This window comes from Rhodopseudomonas palustris HaA2, from assembly GCF_000013365.1.
In the GTDB taxonomy this organism is placed as follows: domain Bacteria; phylum Pseudomonadota; class Alphaproteobacteria; order Rhizobiales; family Xanthobacteraceae; genus Rhodopseudomonas; species Rhodopseudomonas palustris_J.
On record NC_007778.1, the window covers coordinates 21,414 to 46,022 of the forward strand.

Consider the following 24,609-nt stretch of genomic DNA (forward strand, 5'->3'; position numbering starts at 1 on the left):
AACCGGCTTCGGAACTGTGATGCCGAACTGGCACGAAGTCTGCTATGGGCGGGTGGCCTTCCCTGCGGCGGCGCCCTGGCGCGTCGACGCGCACAACCGGACATATCGAGACATGATCACCGTCCACCATCTCAACAATTCGCGTTCGCAACGGGTATTGTGGCTGCTCGAGGAGCTCGGCCTGCCCTACGAGATCAAGCGCTATCAGCGCCAGCCCGACATGATGGCGCCGAAGGAATTGCGCGCCGTGCACCCACTCGGCAAATCGCCGGTGATCACCGACGCCGGCAATACCGTCGCCGAGTCGGGTGCGATCATCACCTACATCGTCGAGACCTATGGCGACGGCCGGCTGATCCCGCCGCCGAAGACGCCGGAGCGGCTGCGCTACACCTACTGGCTGCACTATGCCGAAGGCTCGGCGATGTCGCCGCTGCTGCTGAAGCTGCTGTTCACCATGATGCCGCAGCGCGCGCCGGCGCTGCTGCGGCCGCTGGTGAAGCTGGTCGCCGGCGGCGCGCTGACCGGCTTCGTCGATCCGCAGCTCAAGCAGCACATGGCGTTCTGGGAGAGCGAGCTGGCCAAGAGCGATTACTTCGCCGGCGCCGACTTCACCGCCGCCGACATCCAGATGAGTTTCCCGCTGGAAGCCGCCGCGTCCCGCGCCGGGCTCGACCAGACCTACCCGAACGCCCAAGCCTGGCTCGCCCGCATCCACGCCCGTCCGGCCTACAAGCGTGCCTTGGAAAAGGGTGGGCCGTACGAGATCGGCAAGGCGTAGCCGCAAGCGAAGTCAGCACGTCGCTCGCCGCGAGCACTGCCTGCCCCCTCTCCCGCTTGCGGGGGAGGGCCGGGGTGGGGGAAGCCGCAGGCACTGCGCTTGCGATCTGCCTGATCTCTCTGAATCGAGACTCCACCGCTCGCGTCGCCCTCACCCCAACCCTCTCCCGCACGCGGGAGAGGGAGTTCGCAGTGCTCGGGGCGCGCACGGCGCCTATAAAATGCCCTACCCCTTCGCGCCCGGCAGCGACGCGACGGTGACGCCGGGCGGGGGCACGTCGTCGTCCGGCACGAAGAAATCCGACATCAATGGCACGCTCGGATCGACGCGGTAGCGCTCGAAATCGGTGACGCCGGCCTCATACAGCACCTTGTCGTCGATGCAGAACTGCCCGGTGAAGTCGCGCGACGGCTTGGTCAGGATCGCGTGCGCGGCGTCGCCCATGATCTCCGGCGTGCGGCTGGCGCGCATCATCGCGTCGCCGCCCAAGAGATTGCCGACCGCGGCGGTGGCGATGGTGGTGCGCGGCCACAGCGCGTTGACGGCGATTCCCGCGCCCTTCAATTCACCCGACAATCCCAGCACCACCATGCTCATGCCGAATTTGGCCATGGTGTAGGCGGTCGAGGCCGCGAACCATTTCGCCTTCATGTCGAGCGGCGGCGACAGCATCAGGATGTGCGGGTTGGCCGCCTTCTTCAGATGCGGGATGCAGTATTTCGACACCATGAAGGTGCCGCGGCTGTTGATGCCCATCATCAGGTCGTAGCGCTTCATGTCGGTCGCCTGCGAATTGGTCAGGCTGATCGCGCTGGCATTGTTGACGCAGATGTCGATGCCGCCGAATTCGGCCACCGTCTTGTCGATCGCGGCGATCACTTGCGCCTCGTCGCGGATGTCGCAGATCAGCGGCAGCGCCTGCCCGCCGGCGGCGCGGATCTCGTCGGCCGCAGTGTAGATCGTGCCCTTCAGCTTGGGCTGCGGCTCGGCGGTCTTGGCGGCGATCGCCACATTGGCGCCGTCGCGCGCCGCCCGCAGCGCGATCGCCAGCCCGATGCCGCGGCTGGCCCCGGTGATGAACAGCGTCTTGCCCGCGAGTGATGACATGAATTCCTCCCTTTGCGCCGACCAGCTTTCGTCCCTTGTAGCGCGGGACGCGATCAGATCGAAGCGGCTTCGGCGGAGGTGCTAATTGCGGTCTTCCGGCAGCACCGGCAGCGGCGCGACCTCGATGCCTTCCTCGATCAGCGCCTTGGCCTCCGCGGGCGAGGCTTCGCCGAAGATCGGGCGGTGCTCGATATCGCCGTAATGCATCTTGCGGGCTTCGTTGGGGAAGCGCTCGCCGACATTGTCGGCGGTCTTGACGATGTGGTCGCGCAATTCCTTCAGCTTGGCGCGCAGCTCGCGCTCCTGCGCCAGCATCAGCGGCGTCGCCGACGGCTCCGAAGTCATCGGCTCCGACGCCTCGCCCACGGCGGGTTCGCTCGTCACCGGCTCCGGCGCGCGGCCGCGGCCTTTCTTGCCGACGATCTGCGGCGCCATGATCGCCTTCTCGACCTTCACCGAACCGCAGGAAGGGCACTCCACCAGCTTGCGCCGCACCTGCGAATCGTAAGCCGACGAGCTCTGGAACCAGCTCTCGAACGAGTGGCCACGATCGCACCGCAGCGTGTAGCGGATCATGTCTGCTCCCGCACGAGATGCAGATAGTCGGGCGTCGCTTTGGCGTCGACCAGCGTGAAGCGGCGGCCGTGCTGCAGCGACGGGATCTTGCCGCGCGCCTTGCCGACCTCGGCCGGATCGATCCGCGCCATCACGAAGCCCGGATCGACGCCGCCTTCGGCCAGCACCACGCCCCACGGATCGATGATCAGCGAATGGCCGTAGGTCTCGCGCTTGTTCTCGTGCAGCCCGCCTTGCGCGGCGGCGAACACGAAGCAGCCGTTTTCGATGGCCCGCGCCCGCAGCAGCACGTGCCAATGCGCCTCGCCGGTCGGCCGGGTGAACGCCGCCGGCACGGAGATGAACGACGCGCCGGCTTCGGCGAGCGCGCGATACAGCGCCGGGAAGCGCACATCGTAGCAGATCGTCAGCCCGATCCGGCCCCACGGCAGATCGGAGATCACCGCGGTTTCGCCGGGCTGGTAGTTCGCCGATTCGCGATAGCTCTCGCCATTGCCGAGATCGATGTCGAACATATGGATCTTGTCGTAGCTCGCCAGAATCGTCCCCGACGGATCGATCAGGAACGAGCGGTTGACGGCCCGATCCGGGCTCGCGCGCAGCGCCAGCGAGCCGATATGCAGATGAATTTTCAGCTCGCGCGCGAGATCGCGATAGGCCTTCAGCGATACGTCGCTGTCCTCGTCGGCGAGTTGGTCGAACAAAGCCTCGCGGTTGAGCTGCATCATGTTGCTCACCTCGGGGGTGAGCACGTAGTCGGCGCCCGCCGCCGCCGCCTCGCGGATCAGCTTGGTCCCCTGCTCGAGGCTCGGCCCGGGCAGGAGCCCGGTGCGCATCTGCACCAGCGCGGCATTGAAGGGCGCGGTTTCCGTCATGACGTGGCCTTCTCGCCGGCCAAGAGCGCGTCCAGCTTGCCTTCGCGATCGAGCGCATAGAGGTCGTCGCAGCCGCCGACATGGGTGCCGCCGATGAAGATCTGCGGATAGGTCGATCCCGGATAGGTGCGCGCGTCCATGGTCTTGCGATGGGCCGGATCGACCGCGACGTCGTATTCGGTGAACGCCGCCTTCTTGCGGTTCAGCAGCGACTTGGCGGCGCTGCAATAGCCGCAGCCGGGACGCGTAAAGATCTCGATCGCAGCACTCATCGCAGCTCCAGGGCTCGGCGGTGGAAGCAAGATGCGGATTATATGGGAGATTTCAGGGTGTCCACAACCCGCGCGAAGACCAGCACATCGACCGATTGGGCCTTCGCCCGCAGCAGCGCCCGGGCGCAGGCATCGACCGTGGCGCCCGAGGTCAGCACGTCGTCGACCAGGACGATCCGTCGCCCCTGAACCTCGGCCTTGCGCTCGGCCGGAACCTTGAAGGCGCCCTGCACATTGGCGGCGCGTTCCGCCCGCGACAGTCCGATCTGATGCGCGGTCGGACGCACCCGCTTGAGCGCCTCGATCGCCACCGGCAATTGCGTCTGCCGGCCGATCGCCCGCGCCAGCGCGCCGGACTGGTTGTAGCGCCGGGCGAAGCCGCGCCGCCAATGCAGCGGCACCGGAATCAGCAGATCGGCGTCGGCCAGCAGCGGCGCGCCGGCATGCGCCATCCACCGCCCCATGGTCGGCGCCAGATCGATCCGGTCGTGGAATTTCAGCGCATGCACCAGCGTTTTGGCCACCTCGTCGTAGCGCACCGCGGCGCGGGCGCGGGCATAGGCCGGCGGATCGGCGATCGCCTGCATCGACAGGATACCGGGCCCGGGGTCATAGACGAACGGAATCCCGAGCTTCTCGCAATAAGGCGGCGCGATGAACGAGAGCTGCGACCAGCATTGCGGGCACAGCCCCTCACCCGCCACCGGCTCGCGGCAGGCGACGCACAGCGTCGGTAGCGCGACATCGAGCGCCAGATGCGCCGCGCGCGACCACAGCCGGCGGACCGCGCCGACGGCCTGCATCAGGCCACCGCCACCCGCTGTCGCCTCAGGAGCCGTGAGAGGTTCCACCTGCATGGCCGGAGGCTAGCGCCGCGCCCACCGGCGTCAAGGCTGACAACCGGGTAGTGTCCGGCGCGCGAATGGCGCACAAGGGCGATACGCGCCGCGCAACCCGGGAGATCGCCGTGTCCGAGTCCAACGACAAATCCGCCGACATCATCAATTACGTCGACATCCCGACCGCGTCGCACGTCTATTTCGACATCGCGCCGGCGCATGGCGTGATGGCCAACAATGTCGAGATCGAACTCGCCGCGCGCACGCTGAACCCGCTGTCCGACGGCTCGGTCGAGGTGAAATTCGTCACCACCGCGCGGCTGCGTTGCAGCCAGGCCGGCGCGCTGCATCTGCGCAACGCACTCGACGCGGTGCTGAAGATGTTCGAGGCCTCGCAGCAGAGCCCGGCCGCGGCCTCGAAGCTGAACTGAGCATGACGACGATGCCGGCGCGGCTCTTGCCGGGCGGCGTCCGTGACGCTAGCTGCCGCGCATGACCGAGCCCACGCCCATCCTGTTCGATCGCCGCCTGCTTGCAGCAAGGCTCGCCCGCGCCCGTGCGCTCGGCCCCGCGCCGTTCCTGCTCGACCGCATCACCGAGGAGATGGCCGAGCGGTTGCACGCGGTGCTGCGCGACTTCAATGCGATTGCCGATATCTGGACGCCCGGCGATGCGCTGCCGGCGGAGCGCTTTCCCAACGTCAGGCATGTCGACATCGACCCATCCGGCGACGAGGCGCTCAATCTGGCGCCCGGCTCGCTCGACCTCGCGGTGTCGGCGCTGGGGCTGCAATTCGCCAATGATCTGCCCGGCGTGCTGGCGCAGATCCGCCGCGCGCTGAAGCCGGACGGGCTGCTGCTCGCGGCGCTGACCGGCGGCGACACGCTGACCGAATTGCGCCAGGCCTTCGCGGCCGCCGAGGCCGAGATCGAAGGCGGCGTCTCGCCGCATGTCGCGCCCACCGCCGATCTGCGCGACCTCGGCGCGCTGCTGCAACGCGCCGGCTTCGCGCTGCCGGTCACCGATGTCGACCGCGTGGTGGTGCGCTACGACCACGCCTTCGCGCTGATGCAGGACCTGCGGCGGATGGGCGCCGGCAATGTGCTGATCGAGCGCCGCAGGACCCCGCTACGCCGCGCCACGCTGGCGCGCATGGCCAACATCTACGCCGAGCGCTTCGCCGACCCCGACGGCCGCATCCGCGCCACCTTCGAGATCATCTGGCTGTCCGGCTGGTCGCCCCACGACAGCCAGCAGCAGCCGCTGAAGCCCGGCTCGGCGAAAGCGAGTCTGGCGGAGGCGGTGAAGCGACTGGGCACGAAGTAACTATTTGTGTCCCGGACGCTGCGGAACGGTACCCAACCAGTCGTCATTGCCGGGCTTGACCCGGCAATCCATCTTCTTCGAAAGCGTGATGGATGCGCGGGTCAAGCCCGCGCATGACGCTGCTACTTGTTGGGCGTCATCCTGAGGCGCGAGCGTAGCGAGCCTCGAAGGATAGGCCGCGCGTGTGGCGCATGCTTCGAGGCTCGCCCTGCGGGCGAGCGCCTCAGCATGACGAACTACATCAGCAGCTCGATCAGCGGCGGGATCAGCGGGATATCGGCCGGCGGCATCGGGTAGTCGCGCAGCTTGTTGGCGCGGACCCAGGCCAGCTCCTGGCCCTCGCGCGGCATCACCTGCCCGTCCCAGCGCCGGCAGACATACAGCGGCATCAGCAGGTGAAAGTCCTCATAGGCATGGCTGGCGAAGGTCAGCGGCGCCAGGCAGGCTTCTTTCACCGTGATGCCGAGTTCCTCATCGAGTTCGCGGATCAGCGCGGCTTCCGGCCGCTCGCCGGGATCGACCTTGCCGCCGGGAAATTCCCACAACCCGCCGAGCTGCTTGTGCTTCGGCCGCTGCGCGATCAGCACGCGGTTGTCGGCGTCGATCAGCGCGACGGCGACGACGAGGAGGAGCTTGATAGACTTCGTCATTCCGGGACGCGCCTCTTGGCGCGGGCCCGGAATCCATACTCCCTGCAGGGGTTATGGATTCCGGGTTCGCGAGCTGCGCTCGCGCCCCGGAATGACGTGGATGGTTGGTGACTGATCATCACGACCGGTAGTCGCCGTTGATCGCGACGTATTCCTTGGTGAGGTCGCAGGTCAGCACCCGGTCGCGGCCTTTGCCCAGACCCAGCCCGACCTTGATCTGGATTTCCGGCTGCTTCATCGCCGCCGAGACTTCCTTCTCGTCGTAGGACGGGTCGCGCGCGCCGGCTTTCGCCACGCGAATGCCGTTGAACGCAATCGAGAGCTTGTCGCGATCGGCCGGCTCGCCGGCCTTGCCGACCGCCATCACCACGCGGCCCCAATTGGCGTCCTCGCCGGCGATCGCGGTCTTGACCAGCGGCGAATTGGCGATCGACAGCGCGATCTTTCGTGCGCTCGCCTTGGAGACGGCGCCGTCGACGATGATCTCGACCAGCTTGCGGGCGCCCTCGCCGTCGCGCGCCACCTGCTCGGCGAGATCGGCCAGCACCGCGTTGAAGGCCTTGACGAACGCGGTCAGCCGCGGATCGGAGGCCCGCGAAATTTTTGGCGCGCCGTTCTTTGCCGCCGCCCCGGTGGCGAATGCCAGCAGCGTGTCGCTTGTCGAGGTGTCGCCGTCGATCGTCACCGCATTGAAGGTGTCGGCGACGCCGGCCTTGAGCAGCGCCTGCAGGCACGACGCCGACAGCGGCGCGTCGGTGAAGATGAACGACAGCATCGTCGCCATGTCGGGCGCGATCATGCCGGCGCCCTTGGCCATGCCGTTGATCGTGACCTTGGCCTTGCCGAGCTTCACGGTCTTGGTCGCGACCTTGGGGAAGGTGTCGGTGGTCATGATCGCTTTCGCGGCATCCAGCCAGCCACCCGGCTGCGCGGTCTCGGCGAGCGTGCCGAGCACGCCCTCGAACTTGGTGGCGTCGAGCGGCTCACCGATCACCCCGGTGGAGGCGAGGAACACTTCGGCCGGCTTGCAGCCGGTCGCCTTCGCGGCGATCGAGGCGGTCAGCGTCGTCGCCTTGCGGCCGGTCTTGCCGGTAAAGGCGTTGGCATTGCCGGAATTGACCACCAGCACCCGCGCGGTGCCGCCCTTGAGGTTGTCGCGGCACCATTCGACCGGCGCCGACGGACATTTCGAGGTGGTGAACACGCCCGCGACACTGGTGCCCGGGTCCAGCGCCACCAGCAGCACGTCGGTGCGGTTCTTGTAGCGGATGCCGGCCGCGGCGGTGGCGAGGCGGACGCCGGCGAGCTCCGGCAGCGTGGGAACGTTGGTGGGCGCGAGCGGAGAGACTTTGCTGGACATCGGAGCGCTTTCGGCAGGTTCATACGGGCCCCGCGGCGCGGGAGCCCACCCCTGTCTCACAAGCGCATGGCGTTGAGAAGAAAAATTCCGGCCGCGCCGAGTCGTCCCCGCGGAGGCGGGGACCCATAGCCCCTGGCCTTCCCATTGAAGGGAGGTCTCCACCACATTGCCCTCATCGCAAGGCTGCGGCGTATGGGTCCCCGCCTGCGCGGGGACGACATGTTGATAGACCTGCCGCCGAACGGCGCCCCGCTCACACCCGCTCGAGCGACACCGAGACCTTCGGGCCGTTTTTGATGGTCTGGTACACCACGCAATAGCGCTCGGTGAGCTTCAGCAGCAGGTCGAGCTGGTCCTGCGGCGCATCGGTCGCAACCTCGAGCCGCAGCCGGATGTCGCGGAAGCCGACCGGCGCGTCCTTGTCGATGCCGAGCGCGCCGCGCACGTCGAGGTCGCCCTCCGCGGTGACGCGGCCATCGGTCAGCGGCAACTCGATCGCGGTGGCGACCGTCTTCAGCGTCACCCCCGCACAGGCCACCAGCGCCTCCAGCAGCATGTCGCCGGAGCACAGATCGAGCCCGGAGCCGCCGGCCGACGGATGTAGCCCGGCCTGCGCCGGCCCGCGGCCGGTCTCGAGCCGGCAGGCGATGCCCGGGCCGTCGACCGCGCCTTTGGCCGTCAGCGTGATCAGCGCCGCCGCCGGGTCGGATTTGAAGCGCTCCTTGAGTGGGGCCTGGGTGGCGCGCAGCGTGGCCGCATCCATGACGTCTCTCCCTTGGCTGTTTTCTGGTATCTAATGCCGGAATTCGGCGCCTGTCACCTGGCATGCGTCCCGCCGGCCCGAACCGACGCATGGCGGGCGATCAGCCGTTCGGCCCTGATCACGCGGAATTTCGTGACAGCGCGGGCGGCGTCCGATATCCGGAGTCGCATGGACAAAGTCGTGACACCTCAACGGCCGGCCGCCGACGAGCGGTTCGATACAACGCGGATCACCGCCGACATCGCGGCGCTGGCCGGGCAGCATGCCGGCAACGAGCCGACGTTCCGCACCGCGCTCGCGCAACTCATGAAGGCCGAACTCGCCAAGGCCCGCGCGGCGGCCGAGGCGCAGTTGCTGCGTGACCGCCACGGCCGGCGCTGTGCCGAGCATCTGTGCTTCGTCCAGGACGAGATCATCCGGCTGCTGTTCATGGCGGCGACTCAATATCTTTACAATTCGCCGACGCCGTCGAGCTCGGAGCGGATGTCGGTGGTCGCCACCGGCGGCTACGGCCGCGGCCTGATGGCGCCGGAGAGCGACATCGATCTGCTGTTCATCCTGCCCTACAAGCAGACCGCCTGGGGCGAGCAGGTCGCCGAGGTGATCCTGTATTGCCTGTGGGACATCGGTCTCAAGGTCGGCCACGCCACCCGCTCGGTCGACGAGTCGATCCGTCAGGCCCGGGCCGACATGACGATCCGCACCGCGATCCTGGAAACCCGCTTCCTGACCGGCGACAAGGCGCTGTATCAGGAACTGGTCGACCGCTTCGACAAGGAAGTGGTCGAGGGCACCGCCGCCGAATTCGTCACCGCCAAGCTCGCCGAGCGCGAGGAGCGGCATCGCCGCTCCGGCCAGTCGCGCTATCTGGTCGAGCCCAACGTCAAGGACGGCAAGGGCGGCTTGCGCGACCTGCACACGCTGTTCTGGATCGCCAAATACGTCTACCGCGTTCGCGGCACCAGCGAACTGCTCGAACACGGCGTGTTCGACCAGATCGAATTCCGCACCTTCCGCCGCTGCGAGGATTTCCTCTGGTCGGTGCGCTGCAATCTGCATTTCGTGACGCGGCGCGCCGAGGAGCGGCTGTCGTTCGACCTGCAGCGCGAGATCGGCGTGCGGCTCGGCTACACCTCGCATCCCGGGATGCAGGACGTCGAGCGCTTCATGAAGCACTACTTCCTGATCGCCAAGAAGGTCGGCAATCTGACCGCTATCCTGTGCGCCAAGCTCGAGGACCAGCAGGCCAAGCCGGCGCCGGCGCTGTCGCGGATGATGGCGCGGCTGCGGCCCGGCGCGACGCGACGCCGGGTACCCGAGAGCGACGACTTCGTCATCGACAACAACCGCATCAATTGCGCGATGCCGGACGTGTTCAAGCACGACCCGGTCAATCTGATCCGGATCTTCCGGTTGGCGCAGAAGAACAACCTCGCCTTCCATCCCGACGCGATGCGGACGGTGACGCGCTCGCTGGCACTGATCAACGCCCAGCTCCGCGACGATCCCGAGGCCAATCGACTGTTCATCGAGATCCTGACCTCGGACAATGCCGAACAGGTGCTGCGGCGGATGAACGAGACCGGCGTGCTCGGCCGCTTCATCCGCGCCTTCGGCCGCATCGTCTCGATGATGCAGTTCAACATGTATCACAGCTACACGGTGGACGAGCATCTGCTGCGCTGTGTCGGCAACCTCCAGGAGATCGAGCGCGGCGGCAACGACGAGTTCATCCTGTCGTCCGACCTGATCCGCAAGATCCGCCCCGACCACCGTGCGGTGCTGTATGTCGCGGTGCTGCTGCACGACATCGCCAAGGGCCAGCCGGAGGACCACTCCACCGCCGGCGCCAAGGTGGCGCGGCGGCTGTGCCCGCGGTTCGGCTTCAACGCCGCCGACACCGAACTGATCGCCTGGCTGATCGACAAGCATCTGGTGATGTCCACCGTGGCGCAATCACGCGACCTGTCGGACCGCAAGACCATCGAGAATTTCGCCGCCGTGGTCGAGTCGGTCGAGCAGATGAAGCTCTTGACCATCCTCACCACCGCCGACATTCGCGGCGTCGGCCCGGGCGTCTGGAACGGCTGGAAGGCGCAGCTGTTGCGCACGCTGTATTACGAGACCGAGCCGGTGCTGACCGGCGGCTTCTCCGAGGTCAACCGCGCCGAGCGCATCCGCGGCGCGCAGGCGGAATTCCGCGCCAATTTCACCGAATGGCCGGCGGCCGAGCTCGACGCCTACGTGGCGCGGCACTACCCGGCGTACTGGCTCAAGGTCGAGCTGGCGCGCAAGATCCGCCACGCCCGCTTCCTGCGCGCCTCCGAACAGGCCGGCCACAAGCTCGCGGTCAATGTCGGCTTCGACGAGGCGCGCGGCGTCACCGAACTGACGATCCTGGCGGTCGACCATCCCTGGCTGCTGTCGATCATCGCCGGCGCCTGCGCCTCGGCCGGCGCCAACATCGTCGACGCCCAGATCTACACCACCACCGACGGCCGCGCGCTCGACACCATCTCGATCAGCCGCGAATACGATCGCGACGAGGACGAGGGCCGCCGCGCGACGCGGATCGGCGAGATGATCGAGGAAGTGCTGGAAGGCAAGCTGCGGCTGCCCGAAGCGGTGGCGCGGCGCGCCACCAACGGCCGCGCCAAGCTGCGCGCCTTCGTGGTCGAGCCGGAAGTCTCGATCAATAACAATTGGTCGGACCGCTACACCGTGATCGAGGTCAGTGGCCTCGACCGCCCCGGCCTGCTGTATCAGCTCACCACCGCGATCTCGAAGCTGAACCTCAACATCGCCTCGGCGCATGTCGCCACCTTCGGCGAACGCGCCCGCGACGTGTTCTACGTCACCGATCTGCTCGGCGCCCAGATCACCGCGCCGACCCGGCAGGCCGCGATCAAGCGCGCGCTGGTTCACCTGCTCGCCAATGGCGACGCGGAGCAACAGCCGGCGGCGTGAGCCGGGCGGGCCGGCAAGCCGGTTCGCCGCATCGTCCTCTGACATCGACCGAGATCACCAGACCGAGCGTCGCGACGGCGGCGCCGCACGCGGCCGCAGGAAGCCGTGCGCCGATGCGGTTTTCCGCGCCGGCACGACATATTGACAGTATGCTGCCATTTTGGCAGTATACTGTCATGACTGATGAAGCTCACGCCCCCTTTGACCACCCCGCCAATGCGCTGGTGCTGGAAGTCTTCCGGCTCAACGGCGCGTTGATCCGGTTCGGCGACGCACTGGTGAAGCCGCTCGGCCTCAGCAGCGCGCGCTGGCAGGTGCTGGGCTCGATCGCGCATGGCCGCGGCACGTTTTCGGTGGCGCGGCTCGCCGACAATATGGGTCTCGCCCGCCAGTCGGTGCAGCGCATCGTCGACGAATTGGCCGAGGCCGGCCTGGTCGGCTTCGAAGCCAACCCGGCGCACAAGCGCGCCAAGCTGGTGGTGATGACGCCGCGCGGCGAGCGCGCCTTCGCCCGCGCCACCGACTTGTGGCGGCCGGTCGCCGACGCGATGGCGGGCGGGCTCGCCGCCCGCGACCTTCGCAAGACCATCGACAACCTCGCGGCCCTGCGGGGCCGGCTGGAAGATCAATCCGAAAACGGGAGTTCAGCATGATCAGGACGCTTCACCCGGTTGCCGGGATCATCGCCTTCGTCACCATCCTCTGCTTCTGGCTGTCGACCGTGGTCGTCGAACTCGGCGGCGACCAGGCCAGCATCGCGGCGGTCAAGCGCGCGATCCTGTGGGGCCTGGTGCTGCTGGTGCCGGCAATCGCGCTGGCCGGCGCCAGCGGCTTCAGGCTCGGCGGCAAATCGCAGCACCCCGACATCGCGCGCAAGCGCAAGCGGATGCCGGTGATCGCCTTCAACGGCATCGTGGTGCTGGTGCCGTGCGCGATCTTCCTGCAGCAGCGCGCCGCCGCCGGGCTGTTCGACCAGACCTTCACCGTGGTGCAGGCGATCGAGCTCATCGCCGGCGCGATCAACCTGGCGCTGCTCGGCCTCAACATCCGCGACGGCTTCCGCCTGAGCCACCGCTTCGCGCCGGCGCGGGCCTGACGCGATGCCCTACGTGCCGCGCAAGCGGACGTCGCCGTCGTTCGCCGGCGCGGATGCGGCCTCGCCGTCGAGCGCGAGCCGCAGCATCCGCGCCAGTTCGGCGCGGCGGTAGGGCTTCGCCAGCATCAGGGATCCGTCCGTGCGGTCGGCCTGCGGCCGCGAGGCGCCGCCGCTGTAGCCGGAGGTGAACAGCACCTTGAGGCCGGGACGGTGTTTGCGCAGCGCATCGGCGAGCTGCCGGCCGTCGATGCCGCCCGACAGCATCACGTCGGTGAACAGCAGATCGAATTCGAGTTCGTCGTACACCAGCACCATCGCCTCCGCGGCGGTGGCGGCGCCATGGGCGGTGTAGCCGAGCCCGGCCAGATCGGTCATCACATAGCTGCGCACCAGCACATCGTCCTCGACCACCAGAATGGTCTCGCGCCCGCCTTGCGCCTGCCGCGGAGCGTCGGCATCGGCGGCATCGTCCTGCGCCGCGGCGCAGGGCAGATACAGCCGGACCGTGGTGCCTGCGCCCTCGTTGCTGCTGATCTCGATGTGGCCATTGGACTGCTTGACGAAGCCGTACACCATGCTGAGCCCGAGCCCGGTGCCTTCGCCGACCGCCTTCGTCGTGAAGAACGGCTCGAACACCCGGTCGCGGATCGCGGCCGGAATGCCGATGCCGGTGTCGGTCACCGCCAGCACGACGTAGCGCCCGGCGACGACTTCGTCGTGCTGATCGGCGTAGCGCTGGTCGAGATCGGCGTTGCCGGCCGCGAGCCGCAATGTGCCGCCGCGCGGCATCGCGTCGCGAGCGTTGATCGCCAGATTGATCAGGGCGCTGGAGAGCTGCGACGAGTCGGCCAGCGCCGGGCGCAGGCCGGGCGCGGGCTCGAATTCGACCTCGATGTCGCCGCCGAGCGTCGAGCGCAGCAGCCGCGCGGTTTCCTGCATCAGTGCGTTGACGTCGATGCTGCGCGGCTGCAGCGGCTGCTTGCGCGCGAACGACAGCAGCCCGTTGGTCAGGTCGCTGGCGCGGGTCACCGCCTGATCGACCATCAGCGCCACGTCCCTGAGCGCCGGGCGGTCGCTGACGCCTTCGGCGAGGATCTCGATCCCGCCGGTCAGCACCGTGAGGATGTTGTTGAGATCGTGCGCGACGCCGCCGGTGAGCTGGCCGATCGCCTGCATCTTCTGTGCCTGGCGCAGTTGCCGCTCGGTCTCCTTCAGCGCGGTGACGTTGCGATAGACGATCACGGCGCCGTCGAAACTCCCATCGGCCTTCTGCATCGTGCGCGCGCTGGCGGCAAGTTGCAGCAGCGGCCCGCCGTCGCGCCTGATGCCGATCTCGACATTGTCGAACCCCTCGCCCTGGGAGGCGCGGCGCGCGGGGCATTCCGTCTCCGCCATCGGTGTCACGCCGTCGGCCCGGAAGCGCTGATACTCGCGTCTCCACGTCTCCGATCCGATGTCCCGGAAATCACCGAAGATCGCGTTGGCGGGCGGATTGGCGAACACCCGGCGCCCCTCGGCGTCGATCACCAGCACGGCGTCGGCCATGCTGGCGATGGTCTTGTCGAGCACTTCCGACTTGGCGCGCAGCGCCGCGGTCGCCTTGTCGATCTCCTCGACCATCTGGGCGAAAGCGGCGGCCAGGATCTTGGGTTCGCCGCTCAGCCCGGTCGGCAAGGCGAGCCGTCCGCTCCGGGTGAAACCGGCGACCGCGGCGGTGATCTGCGCCACGGGCCTGGCGAGCGACCGCGACAGCAGCGCCGACAGCAGCACGGCCACCAGAGCGGCAACCAATGCGACCGTGATGCTGGTGTTCTCCAGCGCCGTTGCCGGCGCGATGATCTTCCTGAAATCCTGGGTCTCGATCACGCCGACGCGCAGGCCGCCGACCAGCGGCGCGGTCACGATCGCCGCTCCGACCCGCTTGCCGTCGGGCGCGGTGAGCACCGTGGCGGTGCCTTGCTTGTCGGCCAGCGCCTTCGCCAGATCGGGGTAATCGTCCTGCCAGCGGCCGGTCTGGCCCGACGGCGTCACCCGGCCGTCGAGCAGATCCAGCAGATAGCGCCCATCGGCACCGACGAAATACACCTTGGTGGTGTCGTCGAGCGCGGCGCGGATCCGCTCGAAGGTCGGCCGCAAGTCGAAGTCGAGCACGAGCACGCCGAACGGCGCGCCCGACGGCGCCCGCAGCAACGCCGAAATCGAGATCATCGGCACCGGCGCGGTGTCACCGTGGCGGCCCGGGCCGGCGCGGATCGGCGAAGCGTAGACATCCTGCTCGGGCGGCAGCGCCAGCGTCCGCTCGAACAGTTCATCATCGCCGACGCGCTCGAGTTCGTCGGCCGGCACGACGCGAATGTCGCCGTCCGGTCCGGCGCGGTCGACGCTGAGCAATTCGCGTCCGCCATCGGCGACGCCGATCAGGCTGAACCGGACGATACTCGGCTTGACGCTCATCTGGCCGGCATAGACGTCGCCGAGATGGCTGAGCCACTTCGCCGAAGTGAAGTGATCCTGCGGATCGACGCCGCCATTGAGGACGGCCCGAACGATACCCTGATGCCCCGGCAGCGTCCGCGCGGCGAGAATCTCGTTGTGCAGCACCCGGAGGATCGAATCGAACGCGCCCAGCCGCGCCTTAGCCTGACCGGCGAGACGCGTGAGTTCGGCCGGCACCACGGCGCGACCGATATTGTAGTAGGCCAGAACGCCGACCGCCGCCACCGCACAGAGCACAAGTGCCGTCATCGCCAACGTCAGACGCACCGACAGCCGCATGCGCCGCTTCCCCCGCCGATTGATCGCAATCGGCGCCGGCACGCTATACGATGGACGCAACGCGCGCCACCGAATCGAGCCGGAATCGCCGATGGTCTAGTGTTGAGCCCCGCGGCGGCGCAATGCGCCGCGATGGCGCCTCGGAGCTAGTCCGGAATCTGGCCGAAGCCGCCGCCCGCCGGCAACGGCTTCAGGCGGATCAGCCGGGAATCTTCGACCGCAGCCTGGCGGTGCTTCACCGCCTCGCGATACGCCGGATCTCGGATCATCTCGACGAACGCCGCCACGCTCGGATACTCGGCGATGAAGACGTGGTCCCAGTGCTCCTGCTGCGGACCGATCAGCATCAGCTCGAACGCACCCTGCCAGACCACCTTGCCGCCGAGCCGCGAAAACACCGGCTGCGACTCACGGCCATAGGCCGCATAGGCTTCCGCTCCACTCGCCGCGCGGCCGTCCGGGTAGGCGGCACGCGGCTTCAGCCGCACCAGATTGAGCATGTGGATCGGCCCCTCCCGGTCGTTGTCGCGAAACTGCGCGAACACCTCCTTGGTCGGATCGATATGCCCGCTCATTCACCCCTCCCCGTTGCGTTGCCCCGTGTTGGCCGTGCTACTATCACGCGGCTGCCCCTGTTGTCTGCATTCGGAGATTTCGCGTGAATGCCGTCGCCAACACCCTGATCGCGCTGGTCGCGGCGCTGCACGTCTATTTCCTGATCCTCGAGATGTTTCTCTGGACCCGGCCGCTCGGGCTGAAGACCTTCCGCAACACGCCCGAGAAGGCGGCCAGCTCCGCCGTCCTGGCCGCCAATCAGGGCCTCTACAACGGCTTTCTCGCCGCCGGCCTGATCTGGAGCCTGCTGCATCCCGATCCCGTCGTCGCGCTGCAGCTCGCGACGTTCTTCCTCGGCTGCGTGATCGTCGCCGGACTATATGGCGGCTGGAGCGTCAGCAAACGCATCCTTTATGTGCAGGCCGCCCCGGCAGCGCTGGCGCTGATACTGGTCTGGCTGGCGCGGGCTTAGTTGCACCGCACGCGCGATCTGCGCCCTCCGATCCGCGACGACGGCGCCATTGCCAGCGCAGCGGTGCTGATCCACACTCCCTGCCAACGGCGGCTCGCAGAAGACCGCCGGTCACGAGCCACAGGGAGTCGACGACCGATGAAGAGCCTGATTCAGGCCGCCACGGCGGCTGTTGCTGCGATTGTGCTCACTGCCGCCCCGGCTGCGGCACAGAAGAAATACGACACCGGCGCCACCGATACCGAGATCAAGATCGGCCAGACCGTGCCGTTCTCCGGTCCCGCCTCGGCCTATGCGGGCATCGGCAAGACCCAGGCGGCCTATATGCGGATGATCAACGATGCCGGCGGCATCAACGGCCGCAAGATCAACCTGATCCAGTACGACGACGCCTATTCGCCGCCGAAAGCGGTCGAGCAGGTGCGCAAGCTGGTCGAAAGCGACGAGGTGCTGCTGACCTTCCAGATCATCGGCACCCCGTCCAACGCCGCGGTGCAGAAATATCTCAACCAGAAGAAGGTGCCGCAACTGCTCGCGGCGACCGGCGCGACACGGTTCACCGATCCGAAGAATTTCCCCTGGACGATGGGCTACAACCCGAACTACCAGACCGAGGGTCGGATCTACGCGCGCTACATCCTGAAGAACCACCCCGACGCCAAGATCGGCGTGCTGTTCCAGAACGACGATCTCGGCCGCGACTACGTCACCGGCCTGCGGGCCGGCCTCGGCGACAAGGCCGACAAGATGATCGTGGCGGAGACGTCCTATGAACTCACCGACCCGACCGTCGACTCGCAGATCGTCAAGCTGAAATCCGCCGGCGCCACGCTGCTGTACGACGCATCGACGCCGCGCTTCGCCGCGCAGGCGATCAAGAAAGTCGCCGATCTCGGCTGGAATCCGGTGCACATCCTCGACATCAACGCCAGCCCGGTGTCGGCGACGCTGAAGCCCGCCGGCCTCGACATCTCCAAGGGCATCATCAGCGTCAATTACGGCAAGGACCCCGCCGACCCGCAATGGGCCGACGACCCGGGCGTGAAGAAGTACTTCGCCTTCATGGACAAGTACTATCCCGAGGGCGACAAGATGAACACCGTCAACAGCTACGGCTATTCCACCGCGGAGCTGCTGATCACCATCCTGAAGCAGTGCGGCGACAATCTCACCCGCGACAACATCATGAAGCAGGCCGCCAATCTGAAGAACGTCACGCTCGACCTGTCGCTGCCGGGCATGTCGATCAATACCTCGCCGACCGACTTCCGCGTCAACAAGCAGTTGCGGATGATGAAGTTCAACGGCGAGCGCTGGGAGCTGTTCGGCCCGATCATTGAGGACGACGCCGCGATGTGAGCCGGCGCGAATTCCGCACGAAGAAATCCCGGGCGCGGCGTCGCAGCCGATGCGCGCCGCAGCCCGGGACCGCCACGCGGAGTTCCGGCCGCGACCCGGTCGGATCCTCGCAAGAGCGCGTAGAACTACGCACAACTAATCGGTAACCCAATCATTGATCTTGATCGTTGGTTCAAGTGGAGCTCTCCACGCGCAGAGCAAAACGTGACAGACAGCTGCGCTCGAATCGTCGTCGAATGAGTTCTCAGCAGACATGCTGGATGTGGACGACTTCGGGAGCGCCGCGGCGCGCGGCGAAATCACGATGAGAGCAGAACCCAGTCGCTACTTTACCGTCGAACAGCTCGAGGAACTCGCGGTCGCCAAATACATCGAGGCGGCGCTGACGCCGGAGGGCGACGAGCGCGAGGAGCTGCTGCAGGAAGCCAAGCGCTTCGCCAGCCGCGCCAAGATGAAGAGCTGGCTGATGGGCGAGATGGGAATCGCCCCGCCCCGGCGCGATTATCACTGAGGCGCGCCGGCCGTCGCTGTCGCAGGCTCGTCCCCCGGCAAGCTCAGCCCTCGGAACCGACGCTGACCTCGCGCTGCAGCCGGTCCATCGCGATCATCACCGCGGCGCCGGCGAATTCGCGGCTGGCCTGGCCGGGGTCGACCGAGGCCACTTTCCAATTGGCGCCGTTGCTGTCGTCGTCGGGCGGACACGGGCAGATCCGGATCGCCTCGACCTTGTCGCAATGGCGCTGCTGGCGGACGTCTTGCAGCAGCAGGATTTCGATCTCCTCGGCGGTCTTCAGTACCCGGCTCATCAGTCGCTCTCGTCGTGGCTCGCTGGCGGCGATCTATCGCAGGCCGCAGGAAACGACGCTTGAGATGCCTCAAGCGGGCCCGTCGAACTGTCGACGACTTCGCCGGAACCTTGGAACCCGACCTTAACCATCGCTTTACCGGGCCTTAAACCCACTCCGTTACGGTCCCGCATCGGTCGGCGTGGGCGTTGCGAATGGCGGTGGGCAAGAAGAAAGCCGGCGAACGGCGGGAGCCGAAATTCGGCTTGGCCGACTCGCTGTCCGGCCTGCGCCTCAACCCGCAGGACCGGATCAGCGTGGCCGACGACGACCGGCCGAAAAAGCCCAGAGCTGCCAAAGCGCAACCCGCCAGATCCTCGGGCGGCGGCGGGTCGCGCAAGCCGCGCGGAAAATCCCGCAGCAAAGGCGGACTGCGCCGCCTCGTCACCCGCACCGTGTACTGGACCGCCGTCGCCGGCATCTGGGCGGTGCTGGCGGTGGTCGGGCTGATGGTCTGGGTCGGCGCGCATCTGCCGCCGATCCAGTCGCTGGAAATTCCGAAGCGACCGCCGACCATTACCATCGTCGCCGCCGATGGCAGTCAGCTCGCGGTGCGCGGCGAGATGGCCGGCACCAATGTGGCGCTGAAGGAATTGCCGCCTTATCTGCCGAAGGCTTTCATCGCCATCGAGGACCGGCGCTTCTATCAGCATTTCGGCGTCGATCCGATCGGCATCGGCCGCGCCGCGATCGCCAATGTGCTGCATCGCGGCGTGTCGCAGGGCGGCTCGACGCTCACCCAGCAGCTCGCCAAGAACCTGTTCCTGACCCAGGACCGCACCCTGATGCGCAAGCTGCAGGAGGTCGAACTGGCGCTGTGGCTGGAGCGCAAGCATTCCAAGGCGGAGATTCTCGAACTGTATCTCAACCGGGTGTATTTCGGCTCCGGCGCCTACGGCATCGAGGCGGCGTCGCAGAAATATTTCGGCAAGTCGGCCAAGGACGTCACCCTGGTCGAGGCGGCGATGCTCGCCGGCCTGGTCAAATCGCCGTCGCGGCTGGCGCCGAACCGCAATCCGGAGGGCGCCGAGAAGCGCGCCCAGCTGGTGCTCGCCGCAATGGCCGACGCCGATTTCATCACCGACAAGCAGGCCCGCACCGCGATCGCCAACCCGGTCTACACCGTCAAGCCGACCGGCGCCGGCACCATCAACTACGTCGCCGACTGGATCGGCGAGGTGCTCGACGACCTGGTCGGACAGATCGATCAGTCGATCGTGGTGGAGACCTCGATCGATCCGAAGCTGCAGGCGGAAGCCGAAGCCGCGATCATCGACGAACTCGCCGCCAAGAGCGTCAAGTTCAAGGTCTCGCAAGGCGCGCTGGTGGCGATGACGCCGGACGGCGCGGTGCGGGCGATGATCGGCGGCCGCAACTACGCCGAGAGCCAGTTCAACCGCGCCGTCACCGCCAAGCGGCAGCCGGGCTCGGCATTCAAGCCGTTCGTGTATCTCACGGCGATCGAGGCCGGGCTGACGCCGGAGACGATCCGGCAGGACGCGCCGCTCGACGTCAAGGGCTGGCGGCCGGAGAATTACACCCATGAGTACTTCGGCTCGGTGACGCTGACCCAGGCGCTGTCGATGTCGCTCAACACCGTGGCGGTGCGGCTCGGGCTCGAGGTCGGGCCGAAGAACGTGGTGCGCACCGCGCACCGGCTCGGCATCGCCTCCAAGCTCGAGGCCAACGCCTCGATCGCGCTCGGCACCTCGGAAGTGTCGGTGCTGGAGCTGGTCGGCGCCTATGCGCCTTTCGCCAATGGCGGGCTGGCGGCGTCGCCGCATGTCGTCGACCGGATCCGCACCGCGAGCGGCAACAAGCTGCTGTATGCCCGGCCGAACGATCCGCCGAACCGCGTCGTCGATGCCCGTGCGGTGGCGATGATGAACACCATGATGCGGGAGACGCTGCAGTCCGGCACCGCGAAGAAGGCCGACGTTCCGGGCTGGACCGCCGCCGGCAAGACCGGCACCAGCCAGGATTTCCGCGACGCCTGGTTCATCGGCTACACCGGGACGCTGGTCACCGGCGTCTGGCTCGGCAATGACGACAATTCGCCGACCCGGAAGGCGACCGGCGGCGGCCTGCCGGTCGACGTCTGGACCCGCTTCATGCGCGAGGCGCTGAAAGGCACCGCGCCGCAGCCGCTACCCGGCGGCGGCTGGAGCGGCGGCCCGCTGGTCGCAGGCAGCCCCTCCGCCGGCGGCACCATCGCGCAGGCCGGCCCGCGCGGCGAAACCCAGATCGTCAACATCCCTGCGGCTTCCGGCGCCGCTCGCCCGCAGCCCGCCCGCGCCAATGTCCGCCCCGAAGCCGACAGCGGCCTCGACGGCTGGCTGATGGACCGGCTGTTCGGGCGATAGCGTTCGCCCGCAATGAGGGCCGTGCTCGCATCGCCCCCACCCTCACCCTGATGTCGAGGATTGCGGCGGCGCTCTCTTTACCCTCCCCTGGAGGGGGAGGGTTGATGCTCGCGGCGACCGCGTTCGGGCCTCAGCCCCGCGTCGCCTGCCAGACGCCGCGGCAGCGGTCGCCCTGGATCAGGCCGCTCCAGATCCCGGTGCCCGAATTGCCCGACAGACGGCCGCGGCCATTGGCGACCGAAGCGCCGACCGACAGCCGGACCGCGACATTGCCGCCCCCGGTGATGCCGCCCGTGACCTTGCCGCCGCCGGCCGAGGCGACGCGGCGGCCCTGCACGGCGAACGGCGCGCTGTAGGTCGGGCTGCAATTGCCGGCCCGGGTGGCGAACACCACGTTCCAGGTGCCGTCGAAATGCCCGACGGAAGCGCGCCGCTTCGCCGCCTCGGCGTCGCCGGACACGGCCACGAGTGCCAGAGCCAGGACGGCTGCGGCGGCCAACAGGCCGGTCCGAGCAATGCCGCGGTTGGGCGGTCCGGAATGAGAGCAGGCTGAGGACGTCATGATCATCTCCGAAGCTGAACCTACGACCGGCCGGTACCGACCTTGCCGGCCGCGGCGCGGATGCTGCGATCCTGCGCCTGCCGATAAGAGGTGTCGACGCAAACTGTCTACGGATGATGCGACGTGGCGATGCGCCGAAAGGTTCGGCTGCGCGCCGCAATTTCCGCCGCCGAGCCGAGCGCGCCGGCACGCGATCGCCGGCGTTATGCGTTGCCAATCCGGCCGCGCTCTGCCATAAGCGCAACCTTCGTCGCCCGGCTGATCAAGGGCTGCCGTGGCGATGAGCCTGCCGGTTTTTCTCGCGAGAGAATAAATCGAGCAACTTCAACGCTCTAACGAGCATTTTGAGCCTGCGCAGCGCCTCACCGGCGCGTTTTGCGCGTGGCATAGGAGAGCCAAATGCCCAAGCTGAAGACCAAATCGGGCGCCAAAAAGCGCTTCAAAGTCACCGCCACCGGCAAGGTGATGTCCGCCCAGCGCGGCAAGCGCCACGGCATGATCAAGCGCACCAAGAAGCAGATCCGTCAGCTTCGCGGCACCCGCGTGATCTTCAAGACCGACGGCGACAACATCAAGAAGTATTTCTTGCCGAACGCCTGACCGTTCACGCCGCGCCTCTGCGCGGCAGCCTCATCGGGCCGCGTCCGCGCGGCCAAGCAAACCAATTTCAGATGAAGGAGATCAGTCATGGCTCGCGTCAAACGCGGTGTGACGGCTCACGCCAAGCATAAGAAAGTCTACAAGGCCGCCAAGGGTTTCCGCGGCCGCCGCAAGAACACCATCCGCGCCGCCAAGGCCGCGGTCGACAAGGCCGGCCAATACGCCTTCCGCGACCGCAAGCGCAAGAAGCGGACGTTCCGCGCGCTGTGGATCCAGCGCATCAACGCCGCGGTGCGCCCGTTCGGCATGACCTACAGCGTGTTCATCAACGGCCTGTCGAAGTCCGGCATCGTCGTCGACCGCAAGGTGCTGTCGGACCTCGCCATCACCGAACCGGCAGCGTTCCAGGCGATCGCCGAGAAGGCCAAGGCCGCGCTCGCGGCCTGAGGTCGTCTCACAACAGGCGTCCCCGGTCGCGCCTGTCTGTGCACGCAGTGAATTCGTCATGGCCGGGCTCGTCCCGGCCATCCACGTCTTTTCTGTTGGCCACGCCGCAAGGCGTGGATGCCCGGGACAAGCCCGGGCATGACGGACGAGAGGCCGGTTCTGCATCCGAGAAGGATCGCCATGACCGACCTTTCGACTCTGCAATCTCAAATCCTCTCCGACATCGCCGCGGCCTCCGACGAGGCCGCGCTGGAAGCGGTGCGCGTCGCCGCGCTCGGCAAGAAGGGCTCCGTCTCGGCGCTGCTCGCCACGCTCGGCAAGATGGACCCCGAGCAGCGCAAGACCGAGGGCGCGGCGATCAATCTCGCCAAGGATGCGGTGACGCAGGCGCTGGCCGCGCGGCGCGACGTGCTGAAGGCCGCCGCGCTCGACGCCAAGCTCGCCGCCGAGACCATCGACGTCACCCTGCCGCTGCGTGAACCGCTCGCCGAAGCCGGCCGGATTCATCCGCTCAGCCAGGTCTGGGACGAACTCACCGCGATCTTCGCCGACATGGGTTTCGCCATCGCCGAAGGTCCGGACATCGAGACCGACGACTACAACTTCACCAAGCTGAACTTCCCCGAGGGCCATCCGGCCCGCGAGATGCACGACACCTTCTACTTCAACCCGAAGGACGACGGCTCGCGCCTGCTGCTGCGCACCCACACCTCGCCGGTGCAGGTCCGCACCATGCTGAGCCAGAAGCCGCCGATCCGCGTGATCTGTCCGGGCCGCACCTATCGCAGCGACTCTGACCAGACCCACACGCCGATGTTCCATCAGGTCGAGGGTCTCGTCATCGACAAGGGCAGCCACCTCGGTCATCTGAAGTGGATCCTGCACGAATTCTGCAAGGCGTTCTTCGAGGTCGACAACGTCAATATGCGGTTCCGGCCGTCGTTCTTCCCGTTCACCGAGCCGTCGCTGGAAGTCGACATCCAGTGCCGCCGCGGCAAGGACGAGATCCGCTTCGGCGAGGGCGAGGACTGGCTGGAGATTCTCGGCTGCGGCATGGTGCACCCCAACGTGCTCACCGCCTGCGGCCTCGATCCCGACGTCTATCAGGGCTTCGCCTGGGGCATGGGCATCGACCGCATCGCGATGCTGAAATACGGCATGAGCGATCTGCGGCAATTGTTCGAAGCCGATTCGCGCTGGCTGAATCATTACGGCTTCAAGCCGCTGGATATCCCGACGCTGGCGGGCGGATTGAGTTCGTGAGCTTGGTACTCGCAGGCGCTGTCTGTGTTGTGCTGGACGTGGAGGCTGCGACAAGCGTCGCCCTCACCCCAGCCCTCTCCCGCAAGCGGGAGAGGGGGCAGGCCGCGGCTGTCGGGATTGATCGCCTGAACGCAGGCGCTGTCAGTTGAGAAAGATTTGTAGTTGAGATGATTCAAAGCCCTGCAACACCGCACGACGCGCTCCCTCTCCCGCTTGCGGGAGAGGGTCGGGGTGAGGGCGACACGGGGACGGAGCTTGCGATGGACGATTCGAAGCAGCCGACCTGGAAAGTGTCGCCCAGCCTGCGCCGCCATGCGCGCGAGTTGCGGAAGAAGTCGACCGACGCCGAGCGGCTGATGTGGGGCGAGCTGCGCGACAAGCGCCTCGGTGGGTTTTCGTTCAAGCGCCAGGTGCCGATCGGGCCGTTCATCGCCGACTTTGCCTGCCATTCGGTGAAGCTGGTGGTCGAGATCGACGGCGGTCAGCATTTTGCGGACGCTGCCGAGCGCGCTGACGCGGCCCGCACGGCGGCGATCGAGGCGCGCGGCTTTCGGGTGATTCGCTTTAGCAATGCCGACGTGATGAGTAATCGTGACGGGGTGTTGCAGAGCATCGCGACCGAGCTAGCGGCAAGGGCCCTCACCCCAACCCTCTCCCGCAAGCGGGAGAGGGAGCGCGCCGCGCGCGAGGCCAAGCAGCGACCTGACCAAACAACTTCAAAGCAGCGTCATTCAACGGACGATGCGGACTAACAGC

26 protein-coding genes are annotated in these 24,609 nt (G+C 67.3%); 14 read left to right on the forward strand and 12 right to left on the reverse strand.

Annotated elements, in window-relative coordinates:
• The first annotated feature begins 112 nt into the window (after positions 1 to 112).
• A complete protein-coding gene (locus tag RPB_RS00115; RefSeq protein ID WP_011438923.1) occupies positions 113 to 781 on the forward strand; it encodes a glutathione S-transferase family protein in 669 nt (222 codons plus the stop codon).
• Between the two features lie 225 nt (positions 782 to 1,006).
• Here RPB_RS00115 and RPB_RS00120 read toward each other — a convergent pair whose 3' ends face one another.
• The 5 genes from RPB_RS00120 to RPB_RS00140 all read right to left on the reverse strand — a co-directional run bounded on the left by RPB_RS00120 (position 1,007) and on the right by RPB_RS00140 (position 4,414).
• On the reverse strand, positions 1,007 to 1,888 hold the full coding sequence (locus tag RPB_RS00120; protein ID WP_011438924.1) for an SDR family oxidoreductase: 882 nt from the start codon (positions 1,886 to 1,888) through the stop codon (positions 1,007 to 1,009).
• A gap of 81 nt (positions 1,889 to 1,969) precedes the next feature.
• Entirely contained in the window at positions 1,970 to 2,464 is a 495-nt protein-coding gene (locus RPB_RS00125) for a DUF1178 family protein (RefSeq protein ID WP_011438925.1), read from the reverse strand.
• Positions 2,461 to 3,339: a carbon-nitrogen hydrolase family protein gene (locus tag RPB_RS00130; RefSeq protein WP_011438926.1), complete on the reverse strand. Its 879-nt coding sequence runs from the start codon at positions 3,337 to 3,339 to the stop codon at positions 2,461 to 2,463. The genes RPB_RS00125 and RPB_RS00130 overlap by 4 nt, the downstream gene beginning before the upstream one ends.
• On the reverse strand, positions 3,336 to 3,611 hold the full coding sequence (gene grxC, locus RPB_RS00135) for a glutaredoxin 3 (protein ID WP_011438927.1): 276 nt from the start codon (positions 3,609 to 3,611) through the stop codon (positions 3,336 to 3,338). Before grxC ends, RPB_RS00130 begins: the two co-directional genes overlap by 4 nt.
• Before the next feature lie 38 nt (positions 3,612 to 3,649).
• Positions 3,650 to 4,414, reverse strand: coding sequence for a ComF family protein (locus RPB_RS00140; protein ID WP_011438928.1), 765 nt, complete (start codon positions 4,412 to 4,414; stop codon positions 3,650 to 3,652).
• 164 nt (positions 4,415 to 4,578) lie between these two features.
• Here RPB_RS00140 and RPB_RS00145 point away from each other — a divergent pair, with 164 nt between their 5' ends.
• Entirely contained in the window at positions 4,579 to 4,881 is a 303-nt protein-coding gene (locus tag RPB_RS00145; RefSeq protein WP_041798464.1) for a hypothetical protein, read from the forward strand.
• A 61-nt stretch (positions 4,882 to 4,942) separates the two neighbouring features.
• The gene (locus tag RPB_RS00150; protein WP_011438930.1) at positions 4,943 to 5,776 is read left to right on the forward strand and encodes a methyltransferase domain-containing protein; all 834 of its coding nucleotides are present in this window, start codon (positions 4,943 to 4,945) and stop codon (positions 5,774 to 5,776) included.
• A gap of 236 nt (positions 5,777 to 6,012) precedes the next feature.
• Here RPB_RS00150 and mutT read toward each other — a convergent pair whose 3' ends face one another.
• The 3 genes from mutT to RPB_RS00165 form a co-directional block, all read right to left on the reverse strand.
• Positions 6,013 to 6,426 (reverse strand): 8-oxo-dGTP diphosphatase MutT, encoded by a 414-nt coding sequence (gene mutT / locus RPB_RS00155; protein WP_011438931.1) that lies wholly within the window; start codon positions 6,424 to 6,426, stop codon positions 6,013 to 6,015.
• A 118-nt stretch (positions 6,427 to 6,544) separates the two neighbouring features.
• Positions 6,545 to 7,786, reverse strand: a complete 1,242-nt coding sequence (argJ, locus tag RPB_RS00160) for a bifunctional glutamate N-acetyltransferase/amino-acid acetyltransferase ArgJ (RefSeq protein WP_011438932.1) — start codon at positions 7,784 to 7,786, stop codon at positions 6,545 to 6,547.
• Positions 7,787 to 8,039: 253 nt separating this feature from the next.
• A complete protein-coding gene (locus RPB_RS00165; RefSeq protein WP_011438933.1) occupies positions 8,040 to 8,549 on the reverse strand; it encodes an OsmC family protein in 510 nt (169 codons plus the stop codon).
• Between the two features lie 168 nt (positions 8,550 to 8,717).
• Between RPB_RS00165 and RPB_RS00170 the strand changes: the two genes are divergently transcribed.
• The 3 genes from RPB_RS00170 to RPB_RS00180 all read left to right on the forward strand — a co-directional run bounded on the left by RPB_RS00170 (position 8,718) and on the right by RPB_RS00180 (position 12,612).
• Positions 8,718 to 11,516 carry a [protein-PII] uridylyltransferase gene (locus RPB_RS00170; RefSeq protein ID WP_011438934.1) on the forward strand — a complete coding sequence of 933 codons (2,799 nt, stop codon included), beginning with the start codon at positions 8,718 to 8,720 and terminating at the stop codon, positions 11,514 to 11,516.
• Positions 11,517 to 11,692: 176 nt separating this feature from the next.
• On the forward strand, positions 11,693 to 12,169 hold the full coding sequence (locus tag RPB_RS00175) for a MarR family winged helix-turn-helix transcriptional regulator (RefSeq protein ID WP_041797819.1): 477 nt from the start codon (positions 11,693 to 11,695) through the stop codon (positions 12,167 to 12,169).
• Positions 12,166 to 12,612 (forward strand): hypothetical protein, encoded by a 447-nt coding sequence (locus RPB_RS00180; RefSeq protein WP_011438936.1) that lies wholly within the window; start codon positions 12,166 to 12,168, stop codon positions 12,610 to 12,612. The genes RPB_RS00175 and RPB_RS00180 overlap by 4 nt, the downstream gene beginning before the upstream one ends.
• Positions 12,613 to 12,621: 9 nt before the next feature.
• Here RPB_RS00180 and RPB_RS00185 read toward each other — a convergent pair whose 3' ends face one another.
• Both RPB_RS00185 and RPB_RS00190 read right to left on the reverse strand, forming a co-directional pair.
• On the reverse strand, positions 12,622 to 15,357 hold the full coding sequence (locus RPB_RS00185; RefSeq protein ID WP_245258284.1) for a hybrid sensor histidine kinase/response regulator: 2,736 nt from the start codon (positions 15,355 to 15,357) through the stop codon (positions 12,622 to 12,624).
• Positions 15,358 to 15,533: 176 nt separating this feature from the next.
• Complete coding sequence (locus tag RPB_RS00190) at positions 15,534 to 15,962, reverse strand: DUF1330 domain-containing protein (RefSeq protein ID WP_011438938.1); 429 nt, start codon at positions 15,960 to 15,962, stop codon at positions 15,534 to 15,536.
• A gap of 83 nt (positions 15,963 to 16,045) precedes the next feature.
• Here RPB_RS00190 and RPB_RS00195 point away from each other — a divergent pair, with 83 nt between their 5' ends.
• From RPB_RS00195 to RPB_RS00205, 3 genes are all read left to right on the forward strand, one after another.
• The gene (locus tag RPB_RS00195) at positions 16,046 to 16,414 is read left to right on the forward strand and encodes a DUF1304 domain-containing protein (RefSeq protein WP_011438939.1); all 369 of its coding nucleotides are present in this window, start codon (positions 16,046 to 16,048) and stop codon (positions 16,412 to 16,414) included.
• Positions 16,415 to 16,552: 138 nt separating this feature from the next.
• Complete coding sequence (locus tag RPB_RS00200; RefSeq protein WP_011438940.1) at positions 16,553 to 17,773, forward strand: ABC transporter substrate-binding protein; 1,221 nt, start codon at positions 16,553 to 16,555, stop codon at positions 17,771 to 17,773.
• A 304-nt stretch (positions 17,774 to 18,077) separates the two neighbouring features.
• Entirely contained in the window at positions 18,078 to 18,284 is a 207-nt protein-coding gene (locus RPB_RS00205) for a hypothetical protein (protein ID WP_041798465.1), read from the forward strand.
• Positions 18,285 to 18,327: 43 nt separating this feature from the next.
• On the opposite strand, the gene RPB_RS00210 is transcribed toward RPB_RS00205, so the two are convergent.
• Positions 18,328 to 18,579 (reverse strand): hypothetical protein, encoded by a 252-nt coding sequence (locus tag RPB_RS00210; protein ID WP_011438942.1) that lies wholly within the window; start codon positions 18,577 to 18,579, stop codon positions 18,328 to 18,330.
• A 194-nt stretch (positions 18,580 to 18,773) separates the two neighbouring features.
• On the opposite strand from RPB_RS00210, the gene RPB_RS00215 reads away from it, so the two are divergent.
• Positions 18,774 to 20,981: a transglycosylase domain-containing protein gene (locus RPB_RS00215; RefSeq protein ID WP_011438943.1), complete on the forward strand. Its 2,208-nt coding sequence runs from the start codon at positions 18,774 to 18,776 to the stop codon at positions 20,979 to 20,981.
• 130 nt (positions 20,982 to 21,111) lie between these two features.
• Here the strand turns inward: RPB_RS00215 and RPB_RS00220 are convergent, their stop codons facing one another.
• Positions 21,112 to 21,543, reverse strand: coding sequence for a hypothetical protein (locus RPB_RS00220; protein ID WP_011438944.1), 432 nt, complete (start codon positions 21,541 to 21,543; stop codon positions 21,112 to 21,114).
• 399 nt (positions 21,544 to 21,942) lie between these two features.
• On the opposite strand from RPB_RS00220, the gene rpmI reads away from it, so the two are divergent.
• From rpmI to RPB_RS00240, 4 genes are all read left to right on the forward strand, one after another.
• Positions 21,943 to 22,143 carry a 50S ribosomal protein L35 gene (gene rpmI / locus RPB_RS00225; protein WP_011438945.1) on the forward strand — a complete coding sequence of 67 codons (201 nt, stop codon included), beginning with the start codon at positions 21,943 to 21,945 and terminating at the stop codon, positions 22,141 to 22,143.
• Positions 22,144 to 22,230: 87 nt separating this feature from the next.
• A complete protein-coding gene (gene rplT, locus RPB_RS00230; RefSeq protein WP_011438946.1) occupies positions 22,231 to 22,590 on the forward strand; it encodes a 50S ribosomal protein L20 in 360 nt (119 codons plus the stop codon).
• 180 nt (positions 22,591 to 22,770) lie between these two features.
• Complete coding sequence (pheS, locus tag RPB_RS00235) at positions 22,771 to 23,853, forward strand: phenylalanine--tRNA ligase subunit alpha (protein ID WP_041797820.1); 1,083 nt, start codon at positions 22,771 to 22,773, stop codon at positions 23,851 to 23,853.
• A gap of 260 nt (positions 23,854 to 24,113) precedes the next feature.
• A complete protein-coding gene (locus RPB_RS00240; protein ID WP_011438948.1) occupies positions 24,114 to 24,605 on the forward strand; it encodes an endonuclease domain-containing protein in 492 nt (163 codons plus the stop codon).
• Positions 24,606 to 24,609 lie beyond the last annotated feature (4 nt).

What these genes read in the sequence shown, in the direction of transcription:
- RPB_RS00115 (WP_011438923.1), top strand. Translation starts at nt 113, where the DNA reads ATGATCACCGTCCACCATCTCAACAATTCGCGTTCGCAACGGGTATTG.
- RPB_RS00120 (WP_011438924.1), bottom strand. Translation starts at nt 1,888, where the DNA reads ATGTCATCACTCGCGGGCAAGACGCTGTTCATCACCGGGGCCAGCCGC.
- RPB_RS00125 (WP_011438925.1), bottom strand. Translation starts at nt 2,464, where the DNA reads ATGATCCGCTACACGCTGCGGTGCGATCGTGGCCACTCGTTCGAGAGC.
- RPB_RS00130 (WP_011438926.1), bottom strand. Translation starts at nt 3,339, where the DNA reads ATGACGGAAACCGCGCCCTTCAATGCCGCGCTGGTGCAGATGCGCACC.
- grxC (WP_011438927.1), bottom strand. Translation starts at nt 3,611, where the DNA reads ATGAGTGCTGCGATCGAGATCTTTACGCGTCCCGGCTGCGGCTATTGC.
- RPB_RS00140 (WP_011438928.1), bottom strand. Translation starts at nt 4,414, where the DNA reads ATGCAGGCCGTCGGCGCGGTCCGCCGGCTGTGGTCGCGCGCGGCGCAT.
- RPB_RS00150 (WP_011438930.1), top strand. Translation starts at nt 4,943, where the DNA reads ATGACCGAGCCCACGCCCATCCTGTTCGATCGCCGCCTGCTTGCAGCA.
- mutT (WP_011438931.1), bottom strand. Translation starts at nt 6,426, where the DNA reads ATGACGAAGTCTATCAAGCTCCTCCTCGTCGTCGCCGTCGCGCTGATC.
- argJ (WP_011438932.1), bottom strand. Translation starts at nt 7,786, where the DNA reads ATGTCCAGCAAAGTCTCTCCGCTCGCGCCCACCAACGTTCCCACGCTG.
- RPB_RS00165 (WP_011438933.1), bottom strand. Translation starts at nt 8,549, where the DNA reads ATGGATGCGGCCACGCTGCGCGCCACCCAGGCCCCACTCAAGGAGCGC.
- RPB_RS00170 (WP_011438934.1), top strand. Translation starts at nt 8,718, where the DNA reads ATGGACAAAGTCGTGACACCTCAACGGCCGGCCGCCGACGAGCGGTTC.
- RPB_RS00175 (WP_041797819.1), top strand. Translation starts at nt 11,693, where the DNA reads ATGACTGATGAAGCTCACGCCCCCTTTGACCACCCCGCCAATGCGCTG.
- RPB_RS00180 (WP_011438936.1), top strand. Translation starts at nt 12,166, where the DNA reads ATGATCAGGACGCTTCACCCGGTTGCCGGGATCATCGCCTTCGTCACC.
- RPB_RS00185 (WP_245258284.1), bottom strand. Translation starts at nt 15,357, where the DNA reads ATGACGGCACTTGTGCTCTGTGCGGTGGCGGCGGTCGGCGTTCTGGCC.
- RPB_RS00190 (WP_011438938.1), bottom strand. Translation starts at nt 15,962, where the DNA reads ATGAGCGGGCATATCGATCCGACCAAGGAGGTGTTCGCGCAGTTTCGC.
- RPB_RS00200 (WP_011438940.1), top strand. Translation starts at nt 16,553, where the DNA reads ATGAAGAGCCTGATTCAGGCCGCCACGGCGGCTGTTGCTGCGATTGTG.
- RPB_RS00205 (WP_041798465.1), top strand. Translation starts at nt 18,078, where the DNA reads ATGAGAGCAGAACCCAGTCGCTACTTTACCGTCGAACAGCTCGAGGAA.
- RPB_RS00210 (WP_011438942.1), bottom strand. Translation starts at nt 18,579, where the DNA reads ATGAGCCGGGTACTGAAGACCGCCGAGGAGATCGAAATCCTGCTGCTG.
- RPB_RS00215 (WP_011438943.1), top strand. Translation starts at nt 18,774, where the DNA reads ATGGCGGTGGGCAAGAAGAAAGCCGGCGAACGGCGGGAGCCGAAATTC.
- RPB_RS00220 (WP_011438944.1), bottom strand. Translation starts at nt 21,543, where the DNA reads ATGACGTCCTCAGCCTGCTCTCATTCCGGACCGCCCAACCGCGGCATT.
- rpmI (WP_011438945.1), top strand. Translation starts at nt 21,943, where the DNA reads ATGCCCAAGCTGAAGACCAAATCGGGCGCCAAAAAGCGCTTCAAAGTC.
- rplT (WP_011438946.1), top strand. Translation starts at nt 22,231, where the DNA reads ATGGCTCGCGTCAAACGCGGTGTGACGGCTCACGCCAAGCATAAGAAA.
- pheS (WP_041797820.1), top strand. Translation starts at nt 22,771, where the DNA reads ATGACCGACCTTTCGACTCTGCAATCTCAAATCCTCTCCGACATCGCC.
- RPB_RS00240 (WP_011438948.1), top strand. Translation starts at nt 24,114, where the DNA reads ATGGACGATTCGAAGCAGCCGACCTGGAAAGTGTCGCCCAGCCTGCGC.